This is a genomic window from Tumebacillus flagellatus (assembly GCF_000714935.1).
Classification (GTDB): Bacteria; Bacillota; Bacilli; order Tumebacillales; family Tumebacillaceae; genus Tumebacillus; species Tumebacillus flagellatus.
On sequence record NZ_JMIR01000048.1, the window covers coordinates 26,007 to 35,520 of the forward strand.

The following is a 9,514-nucleotide window of genomic DNA, read 5'->3' on the forward strand; positions in this document are numbered from 1 at the left end:
CCCGCGCCCGCGCCGCTTCATACGGGAATAACCGAGACCCCTTTTTCAAAAACTGTGTGTACCAATCAACCGACATTCGAAACAAGCGGGAGGGATGGAGCTGTGCCGTCATGCCAAGGAATCCTTCGCAGTCTGACGCTAACGATGCTGGCGGGAGGGATGCTGCTCCTCCCAAGCCAAACCACAGAAGCGGCGACCGCTCCCCGGATGGTGAACGCCGCTCCCGTGCTGCAACAGTCGCCGCCGAAGCGGCTGTTGGTGATCGCGCCGCACCCCGACGACGAATCGCTGGCAGCCGCGGCGATGATCCGGCAGACGCTGAACGCCGGCGGACGCGTGCGCATCGTCGTGATGACCAACGGAGACGGATATCGCGGCGCGGCGGCGCAATGGTTCGGCCTCCAGCACCCCACAGGCCAAGATATGCAGCGACTCGGCGTCATCCGCCAGCAAGAAGAGCTTCACGCCGTCGGGCGCTTGGGCGTGAAAGCGCAAGACGTGACGTTTCTCGGCTATCCGGACGCCGGCCTCCATCGCCTGTGGTTGAACCACTGGAACCCCGATCGGCCGTATCAAGCGGTCAACGGCTCCCGGTTCGTTCCGTACGCGAATTCGTACCACCCGCAAGCTCCCTATTGCGGACAATCGGTCGTCGGCGACTTAACCCGTCTGCTGCGCGAATACCGGCCGACCGACGTGCTCTACCCCGACCCGCACGACGTGCACCGCGATCATTGGGCGACATCCGCGTTCACGCAATACGTGTTGACCGCCGCGGCGGGAGACGTCCGCGCGCGGGAATGGAACTATCTGATCCACTACCCCCGCTTTCCAAGCCCGCGCCGCTACCGCCCCGAGGCTCCCTTGCAAAATCCGGGACGCCTCGCCGACATCGGCGCGAAGTGGATGTCCCTCCCGATCTCCAAAGAGGCGGAAGCGGACAAGCACGCCGCGATTCTCGAACACAAGTCGCAAGTTCAGATGATGAAAAACCTGCTGGAATCGTTTGTGCGCACCAACGACCTGCTCTCCGCCTACTCGATCCCGGACCTCCCCGATCGGGAACTTCAGCCGATTGAACTCGACGACATCGGCGACCAAAAAACACTTCTGCACTCCCGCTCCGCCGACATCCGCGAACTGCTCGCCGTCTCCAAACCATCCCTTGTGCAACTGGCGGTCGTAACCACCCGCCCGTTGCGTCCGCAAGACGAATGTAAGCTGTACTTACGTCTGCCGGAGCGCGGAGCGCAGTACGAGTTCGCAAGCCTTGCGAGGTACCGCTTGCCTATGCCTGCCGTTTCATGGTCTCAACACGGCAATCTCATGCTCGTAAACGTCCCCCGCTCGTTGTTTGACGGAGCCAAAACCGTCATGATCGGCGCGGAAGTCACCAGCCGGGGAAACAGCTCCGACAGCACGGCGTGGCGGCGCTTCCGTCTCCGCTGACTCCTCGCCTGAAAAATGGCCCGTCAACCGCGGGTCTTTTTTGATTTCCATATATTAGAAATCAGTTACTATTCGATATAACTACAACTTCACTGTATCCCTTTCGTAACTTATATTATAAAAACTTTGAACAAAATGTTCATTTCCCCTTTATTCTCCTCTCCTAAAGTAGTAAAATGTTGTCTAGAAATCGTCTAAACTTGGAGGAATATTAATGTCTCTCGGTCAAAAAATTCGTGAATTGCGCATCGCCAAGGGACTTACCCAAAGCGACCTCGGTTCCGGCTTGGTCACCCCCAGCATGATCTCGCAGATTGAATCGGACAAAGCCAATCCGTCCTATAAAGTTCTCGAAGCGATTGCTGAAAAGCTGGAGACCCCGTTGGAACACTTTTTGGCTGACATCCAGACTCAACTCGAACAGACCAGCGCGCATAAGGTGGCGAAAGCGCTTTTGTCGTCCCGCAATTATGAGCGCGCCACAGGCCTGCTGGAGTCTCTGCTGGACAAGCCTGCTCCCAACCTCAACTTGATCGACGTGAAGTCCGATCTCGGAGATTGCTACATGAACTTGGGCGACTACGAGCGGGCGATCGCCGAATTCCAAGACGTGTTGGAAATCGCCAAGGAGAAAGAAAACACCCCGGCGCTGCTCACCGCGCTCAACAAGCTCGGCGTCATCGAGCAGAAGCGCCAGAAGTACCACCGCGCCATCTACCAGTGGCGCAAAGCGTACGAGCTGTTCGACGATCTTCCGCACAGCGAACCGTACCTGCAATCGCAGATTCTCACCAACTTGGGCACGATCCATTATCAACTTGGAGAATTCCAAGACGCGCTCGGCTACTACAACGCCGCCTACAAATTCCTCTCCAAGAGCAACCACTTTGAACAGATCGGCTTCACCTACCTCGGTCTCGGCCTCTCGTACAAGAAAATTCAAGAGTTCGAAAAAGCCGCCGAATACTCGCAATACGCCATCGCGATTTTTGAATCGCTGAAGAACATGAAGCTCGCCATCGACGTCAAGCGCAACTACGGCATCCTCAAGTGCGAGGAAGGCCAGATCGAAGAGGCGCTGGCGCTGTTCGACGCTTGCTTGGAGGAGTACACCCGCCACAACTATTTGACGGATGCGGCCTCCGTGCACGGGGAAGTTGCGCGCCTGCGCTTGAAAGAGCGTCAATTCGATCTCTGCCGCGAATCGTGCCGCGAAGCGCTCGCCGGTCTCCCGTCCGGGTCGCGCGAAGCCGCTCCGATCCTGCGGACGCTGGCGATTGCGGAGGACGAATCGGGCAACCTCGACGAAGCAGTCCGGCAGATGGAAGCCGCCCGCGACCTGTTCCGTGAGCACCACCTGCTCGGCGAATTGGCGGAAACGTATTCACTGCTCGGCGATCTCTACCAAAAGCAAGGCGACTTCGCAAAAGCCAACACCTGCTTGCAAGAGATGAAAAAAGCGCTGACCGACAACCTCAAGGAACGCGGTATCATCCTCTAACCCGCCTTTGAAATTTTCAAAATACCCGCAAAAAAGTGTAACGTTTTTCCAAATGGACTCGTCTAATCCAAGAGATGAGTCCATTTTTTATGCCCAGGGGGTTATGCCATCCATGAAAAAACGCCTTCAGAAAGCCACTCTCACGCTTCTTGCCTGCACAGTGCTCGGCAGTCCGCTTCTGCTCGCCAACGTGCCGGCCGCGTATGCCGAATCGAACGCAGGCACGCAAGCGGCGCCTGCCGTTTCCAAGGAACAAGCGATCCAAGCGGCGCGGGCGAAAGTCAAGTTGAGCGAAGAGCAGTGGAAGGTGACGTCGGCGGAGTACCGCTCCAACGATACAGACAAATGGGATAACTTCATCGGCGCGCGCTGGCAGTTGATGTTTTCGGCTGTCGACCCGAATGTAAGCGACGGGTACATGATCGTCATCGACGCGAAGAGCGGCAAACTGACAGGGCTGAACCAATTTTCCAAAAACGGCCCTGGAAACAGCGGAACGCTCACGAAGGAAGAAGCCAAGAAAAAAGCCGAAGCGTTCCTGCAGGAAATCGCTCCGGAAGAATTCAAGCAAACGGAACTTACCGCGCTCGACGTCAACGGTTTGGGCTCGTACAACATGTACAACTTGACGTACGACCGCAAGACGTCCGACGGCGTGTACGTGCTTGGAGATCAGATCACGCTCGCTCTGAGTTTCGACGGGAGCGTCGCGTCGTACAACATCCACTGGACGGACGTCGATCTCCCGTTAGCGGACACCGGGATCATCTCCGTGGAAACCGCCAACAAAACCTATGGCGACGAGTTGAACTTGCGCCTGAGATACACAACCGATACCCGCTCGGCGACGACCCAAGCCAGCCTCGTCTACAGCACCTCGTATCCGTATTCCTACTCGTATTCGTTGCCCCAAACGCCCTATTTGGTCGACGCCAAAACCGGAAAGCCGCTGAACCGCTCGGGGCAGGAATCCGTGCTGTCCAAAGCAGACGTTCAACCGATTCTCGCCGGAGGACCGACGAAGCCGGCTCCGGGGGGCACGCCGCTTTCCCAAGAGGAAGCAGAAGCGGCGGTTCAGGCGTCCGGTTTGATGCAACCGGGCTATCGACTGACCGATCCCAGCTACAACGAAAGCGGGCCGAACTCCAAGGCGTGGAACTTCTTCATCAATACCGGCGTTCCCAACGTCCAAGGAAACGTCAGCGTCGATGCGCTGACCGGTGAGTTGATCAACTTCTACCTGTTCGGCTCACCGTCCGGCAATCCGTCGTCCGGCTCGTCCCTGACCGATGACCAAGCCAGAGAGAAAGCGCTGGCACTGGTCAAAAAACTCTACCCCAACCGCTTGGGCGCGATCGCGTTGCTAAGCGTCACCAACATGCCGAACAATCCGAAATTCCCTGACCAAAACAACGGCAAGGGCGTCTCGTTCGCCTATCTTGAAAACGGCATCCCGACCGAGTCCGGCATCCAAATTCTCTTCGACGCGAACGGCAACGTGCAAAACTTTTTCGGTGCAACGAATCCGTACGGAAGCGAACGCATCGTCTATGCGAAACCGGACGGCGCGATCTCCAAGCAACAAGCGACCGAGATCTACATCAAAAACCGCCCGCTGCGCCTCTCCTACTATTTCCCGGTCTTGGCGGACGGCACGCCGTCGACCAAGCCGATGTTGGTCTGGTCCCCGGTCACGGAGTGGATGCCGACCAGCTATGTCAACGCCCACACCGGCGAATTTGTCGACACGGTCAGAGCGCAAACCACACCTCCGGTCTCGCCGTCCGATGTCAAAGGACACTGGGCGGAAGCGGCGCTCACCCAATTTGCAGACCGCAGCTTGTTGGAACTGCAAGACGGCAAAGCGAATCCGGATCAAACGATCTCGCGCGCGGAATTCATTCGTCTGCTGACCTCCTACCGCGTCGGGCTCACCACGACCGACAAGCCGACATTTGAAGACGTGCCGACCGATTCGAAGTACTTCAACAACGTCGAGACGGCCGTGTTCTTCGGATGGATCGCCAAAGACAAGACGTTCCGTCCGAACGACGCCATCTCCCGCCAAGAAGCGGCGGCCGTTTTCACCCGCGTGCTGCACTACCAAGAACTCGCGAAGCACGATGAGATTTTCACCTTGCCTTACGTGGACCGCGGCGATGTAGCGCCTTATGCGGTCGGCTCGGTCGCGATTCTCACCGCTCTTGGCGTGATGCAAGGTTCGGACAACAAATTCCTTCCCAACGGCAACATCACCCTCGCGGAAGCTTGCACCGCCATTCTCAAGCTGCAGCCGAACGACCCGACTCCGCTCTACAAGTAAAAAGGAAAAAGCGTGTGCCGCACTCTCGCGGCGCACGCTTTCTTTTTTTGGAAAATACACCTGTCACACTTGGTAATCGCGAATCTTCTCGGCGAACGCGTCGGCGAGCTCTTCCGCTTTTTGCTTCGTCACGCCTTGGGCGTAGACTTGGAACAACGGGCCGTCGGAATCGGGAAGGATCAGCGTCCAGCCTCCTTCGGTGAACACTTTGATCCCGTCGAGCAACTCCACCGTCTCGCCCTTGGTCTCTTCGATCAAGAGGCGCATCACTTTGCCTTTCTCTTCCCACGGGCACGGCACTTCGCAGCGCAAGATGTGGAAGTGCGGGATGCCTTCGAGCAGTTCGGAGAGCGTCAGGCCGCTTTTCGCCATCGCGCCCATCACGCGCACCAGCGTATAGAGCGCGTCGTAGAGAATCGGAAACGGCTCTTCTTGCATCGGCTCCATCAGCGAACGCGGGTTCGCTTTCGTGCGCACGACAGCGCCGCCGAACTGTTCGGCGAGCAGTTCGACGATCGTGGGCGCGGTCACCGGCACGGCGACTTGGTGCCGCCCGGCGGAGAAGTGGACAAGCACTTGCAGCGCCAAGAGCAGGTCGTCTTCGATCATCGTGCCTTTTTCCGTGACCAGCGCGATGCGCTCTCCGTTGCCGTCCAAGCGCACGCCGAAATGACAGGTGCCTCCCGCCACCAGCGCTTGCAGTTCGCCAAGCGCCGTTTCGTCCGACTCCAACACGTGCACGGTACACCCGAGCTCTTCAAGCAGCTCGGGCAACACTTCGCCCTGCACCGCATCGTCGTACTGCACGGCGATGCGGAATTCGGCGCGCTTGATCAACTCGCGCTCCACTTGGCGCAACAGGTCGGCGGCGTACTCGCGGCGCATCCGGCTGCACGTTTCGGCAAGCCCGATGTTGCGCGAGTTGGCGCGGCGGAAATCCTCTTGGTAGAACGCGTTCTCAATTTTGCGCTCCAAGCCTTTGTCGAGGTTGAGGCCCATCCCGTCGATAAACTCGATCAGCAAGCGGTCGTCGCCGGGGTCGCCGAAGCGCCGCACGTGCACTCCGCCTTGCACGCCGTGCATGCGCACCGCATAGCGCAGCATCGGCGTCGTCATCGCGCCGCCGTCGACCGTGTGCACGCCCGCGCTGTGCAGGCCCGCCGCAAACGCCCGCTTGATCAAGCAAGCGAACGGGTCGGCGTCGCAGGAAATCGCAATGCGCGCGCCAAACGGCAGCGTCGCGCCGTACGCCGACGCCAATTTGCCGGCGAAGTCGGGCGTAAGATCCACGTTGCAGATGCCCTGCACGCCGCGCATGCCAAACAGGTGCTTCTCCAATTTCTCGCCCCAAATCAGCGAGGTGTGCGCCGTCACGCCCTCTTGGACGCGCTTTTTGGGCCAGAGTTTCACTTGCGGCTTCACCACCGCTTTCGATCCGATCGAGCAGCCGTCGCCGATCACCGCTCCCTCAAACACGGCGGCGTGCGGCTCCAAGCACGTTTGCGAACAGAGCGTGGCTCCGCGCAGCTCCACGCCTTCGCCGATGTAGTTGTGGTTCCAAATCACCGTCCGCTTCAGCGACGCGTCTTCTTGCAAGACGTTGCCCTCTCCGATCACGGTGTACGGCCCGATCGCCGCGCCTGCTCCGATCACCGTCTCGCGTCCGATGTAACACGGCTCCTCCAGCCGCACGTCGTCCGCCATGCGCACGCCTTGCCCGATCCAGACGCGCGGGGCCACGCGCTGCCCGTGGATGTCCACGTTCACGCGCCCCTCCAACATGTCAAATTGCGTTTGGCGGTATTGCGCGAGGTTGCCGATGTCCGACCAGTACCCGTCCGCCACATAGCCGTAGATGTCGTGTCCGTTGTTCATCAAGTGCGGAAACAGATCTTTGCTGAAATCAAACTCCTGATCATGCGGGATAAAATCGAGAATCTCCCGTTCAAAGATATAAATGCCCGTGTTCACCGTGTCGCTGAACACTTCCCCCCACGACGGCTTTTCCAAAAAACGCAAGATTCGCCCGTCCGGTTCCGTGATCGCCACCCCGTACTCCAGCGGGGTTTCCACACGGGTGAGGACGATGGTGGCAAGCGACCCTTTTTGCTTGTGACAGCGAATGGCGTCCGTCAAATAAAAATCGGTCAGCGCGTCGCCGGAGATAACAACGAACGTTTCGTCGAGAAACCCTTCGGCGTTTTTGACAGAACCGGCGGTGCCAAGCGGCGACGTTTCTTCAAAGTACCGCATGCGCACCCCGTGTTCATGACCGTCTCCAAAGTAATGGCGGATCGAATCCGGCATGTACTGCAACGTCACCCCGATGTCCAAAATTCCCGTGCGACGCAACAGGTCGAGGGTGTACGCCATGCACGGGCGCCCCAACAGCGGCACCATCGGTTTGGGTTTGTTGCACGTCAGAGGTCTCAGTCTGCTTCCTTTGCCACCGGCCAAAATCACTGCTTTCATCTAATTCCCTCCACCTATTTGGTACGATTTCGCCGCCCGGCAGGAAATGTCCCGACACGCGGACGAACACAGTTCTTGTTCTTTTTTTATGAATTGTGTCGAGACTCTAGAACGGGTCTACGGAGGACAACTCCCGCATACCTGTGAAGTAACCGCATCTGACAAGTTCATGCAAAGGAGGGAAACTCGATGGCGAAGACGTTTGCCCGCGCGGCAGGGTGGGTGTGCTTGCTGCTGGGGATCGTCGGCTTCTTGGTGACGGATCTCCTCGGCCTCATTCAATTTGACACCGTGCACAACATCGTCTATCTCGTGTTGGGGATTCTCGGCATCGCCGCCAGTCAGCGCGACGGCGCCGCGAAGTGGTTTGCGCAGATCACCGGCCCGATTTTTCTGTTTGCGGGGATTCTCGGCTTTTTCTTCCCGGACTTGGGCGTTGTGCACATGGAATCCACGGAGAACTTGCTGCACGTCCTGCTTGGCGCATGGGGTGCGTTTGCCGTGTTTGCCAAGTCTTCCCCGCAAGCGTAGACCGGGCATAAGTCGAAGGGACCGAGGCATACTAAACGCTGTTGGGATGAGAGTCCCGGCGGCTTTTTTTCTTGACCCCACACTTCATGAGGAGGCGATTCGATGAAAATCCGTGAACTCATGACCCGCGACGTGAAGACCCTGAAACGCGAGCACACGCTCCAAGAAGCGGCGCAGATGATGGCAGACCTCGACGTCGGGATCATCCCGGTGGCGAACCAAGGCGATCATCTGGAAGGCGTCATCACCGACCGCGACATCGTCGTGCGCGCCGTCGCCAAGGGCATGGACATCAACAGCACGAAGATCAACGAGTGCCTGTCTCCCGCCGTCGTCACTTGCAACCCGGACATGACGGCGCAAGAAGCGGCCGACCTGATGGCGCAGCACCAAATCCGCCGTCTCCCGGTCGTGGAAAAAGAGCGTCTGGTCGGCATCGTGGCGATCGGCGACTTGGCGGTCGTCGGCATCCACGAGAACGAAGCGGGCTTTGCGCTCAGCGAAATCTCCGAACCGGCAAGCCCGGAGTTGCACTAGTTTCTCACACTTGCACCCGAAAAAATGGACAAGGCCCGCAACGGGTCTTGTCCATTTGCTTCATATCTGACAAAATAAGGGAATCACAAGAGGGGTGGTGCGTTGCGTGGCGAACAAGCGGTTTCGTTTTTTCTTGCTGCTCAGTTTGATTTGGATGGGCGTGATCTTCTGGAAGTCGTCGCAACCGTACGCCCAGCAAGACCTCAAGCCGTGGATGTCCACGTTGATTTCCGAAGAGACGCTGCTTGGGCTCTTGCCGCACGCCCGGTTTACATACGACGGGGATGCGGTGACGTATCTGAAACCGTACGGGTTTGTGGAGTTTTTCATCCGCAAGGGCGCTCATATCACCGAGTACTTCATCCTCTGCTTTTTTCTGTGGCAGACGTATGCGTCGACGAAGTTGTCCCGCTTTGCGGTCTACGTGCTGGCGGCGGTGACGGCCGTGCTGTACGCCGCAAGCGACGAGTGGCACCAGACGTTTGTGCCCAACCGCACGGGGCACCCGATCGACGTCGGCATGGACTCGGTGGGCGTGGTGCTCGCGCTGTTGATCCTTGGAGCATGGCAGAGACGGCAAGCCAAACGCCGCCGTGCAAAAAAGCTCTCCCGTCTGTCGTGGTCAAGACCCCATTTGGTAGACAGTGAAAAAAGACCTTAAACCGCAAGCTGGCGCCTGTACTCACGAGGCGTCAGCTTGT

7 protein-coding genes are annotated in these 9,514 nt (G+C 58.4%); 6 read left to right on the forward strand and 1 reads right to left on the reverse strand.

The annotated features are described in order from the left end of the window. Positions 1-102: 102 nt before the first annotated feature. From EL26_RS24205 to EL26_RS21715, 3 genes are all read left to right on the forward strand, one after another. The gene (locus EL26_RS24205; protein ID WP_152559361.1) at positions 103-1,449 is read left to right on the forward strand and encodes a PIG-L deacetylase family protein; all 1,347 of its coding nucleotides are present in this window, start codon (positions 103-105) and stop codon (positions 1,447-1,449) included. Positions 1,450-1,663: 214 nt separating this feature from the next. Continuing rightward, entirely contained in the window at positions 1,664-2,950 is a 1,287-nt protein-coding gene (locus EL26_RS21710) for a tetratricopeptide repeat protein (protein ID WP_038094269.1), read from the forward strand. A gap of 112 nt (positions 2,951-3,062) precedes the next feature. Continuing rightward, positions 3,063-5,273 carry an S-layer homology domain-containing protein gene (locus EL26_RS21715; RefSeq protein WP_038094272.1) on the forward strand — a complete coding sequence of 737 codons (2,211 nt, stop codon included), beginning with the start codon at positions 3,063-3,065 and terminating at the stop codon, positions 5,271-5,273. A gap of 63 nt (positions 5,274-5,336) precedes the next feature. Here the strand turns inward: EL26_RS21715 and EL26_RS21720 are convergent, their stop codons facing one another. Beyond that, positions 5,337-7,745 (reverse strand): sugar phosphate nucleotidyltransferase, encoded by a 2,409-nt coding sequence (locus EL26_RS21720; RefSeq protein ID WP_038094274.1) that lies wholly within the window; start codon positions 7,743-7,745, stop codon positions 5,337-5,339. 189 nt (positions 7,746-7,934) lie between these two features. Here EL26_RS21720 and EL26_RS21725 point away from each other — a divergent pair, with 189 nt between their 5' ends. The 3 genes from EL26_RS21725 (at position 7,935) to EL26_RS21735 (ending at position 9,474) form a co-directional block, all read left to right on the forward strand. Further along, complete coding sequence (locus tag EL26_RS21725) at positions 7,935-8,276, forward strand: DUF4383 domain-containing protein (RefSeq protein WP_038094277.1); 342 nt, start codon at positions 7,935-7,937, stop codon at positions 8,274-8,276. A 102-nt stretch (positions 8,277-8,378) separates the two neighbouring features. Then, the gene (locus EL26_RS21730) at positions 8,379-8,813 is read left to right on the forward strand and encodes a CBS domain-containing protein (protein ID WP_038094280.1); all 435 of its coding nucleotides are present in this window, start codon (positions 8,379-8,381) and stop codon (positions 8,811-8,813) included. A 106-nt stretch (positions 8,814-8,919) separates the two neighbouring features. Further along, complete coding sequence (locus EL26_RS21735; RefSeq protein WP_152559362.1) at positions 8,920-9,474, forward strand: VanZ family protein; 555 nt, start codon at positions 8,920-8,922, stop codon at positions 9,472-9,474. The last annotated feature ends 40 nt before the right edge of the window (positions 9,475-9,514 follow it).

Bases quoted from the DNA above. Each gene is read 5' to 3' on its own strand.
- EL26_RS21710 (WP_038094269.1), top strand. From the start codon at position 1,664: ATGTCTCTCGGTCAAAAAATTCGTGAATTGCGCATCGCCAAGGGACTT.
- EL26_RS21725 (WP_038094277.1), top strand. From the start codon at position 7,935: ATGGCGAAGACGTTTGCCCGCGCGGCAGGGTGGGTGTGCTTGCTGCTG.
- EL26_RS21730 (WP_038094280.1), top strand. From the start codon at position 8,379: ATGAAAATCCGTGAACTCATGACCCGCGACGTGAAGACCCTGAAACGC.
- EL26_RS21720 (WP_038094274.1), bottom strand. From the start codon at position 7,745: ATGAAAGCAGTGATTTTGGCCGGTGGCAAAGGAAGCAGACTGAGACCT.
- EL26_RS21715 (WP_038094272.1), top strand. From the start codon at position 3,063: ATGAAAAAACGCCTTCAGAAAGCCACTCTCACGCTTCTTGCCTGCACA.